The sequence below is a fragment of the Pseudomonas sp. 86_A genome, from assembly GCF_017491705.1.
Lineage (GTDB): Bacteria > Pseudomonadota > Gammaproteobacteria > Pseudomonadales > Pseudomonadaceae > Aquipseudomonas > Aquipseudomonas koreensis.
In genome coordinates this window covers 1-244 of sequence record NZ_JAFGYS010000244.1, presented here as the reverse complement: position 1 = coordinate 244, position 244 = coordinate 1, and the positions used below count along the sequence as shown (strand labels likewise).

Sequence of the window (244 nt, the reverse complement as noted above, 5' to 3'; positions counted from 1 at the left end):
AGTTCGGTCTGCACGCGCGCCTGCACATCACCGGTGAGGGTCACGGCAGCCGCGTAGTCCGCGGGTTTGACAACTTGCACAAAGACCCGCGGCGAGAATTCCTCCGGGGCTTTTTTGTCGCCACAGGGGTACAGGCGCGGCACACTATCGGTTCCGGCAGAAGGAAACGCCCATGCTCAAGACCCTGGCGGTGGCCAATTACCGCTCGATCAACAAACTGGTGATTCCGCTGGGCCGGCTGAAT

1 pseudogene is annotated in these 244 nt (G+C 61.5%); it reads right to left on the bottom strand.

The annotated features are described in order from the left end of the window. Window positions 1-143: pseudogene (locus J5M57_RS28855) on the bottom strand (efflux RND transporter periplasmic adaptor subunit); the annotation flags it as partial. Window positions 144-244: the final 101 nt, after the last annotated feature.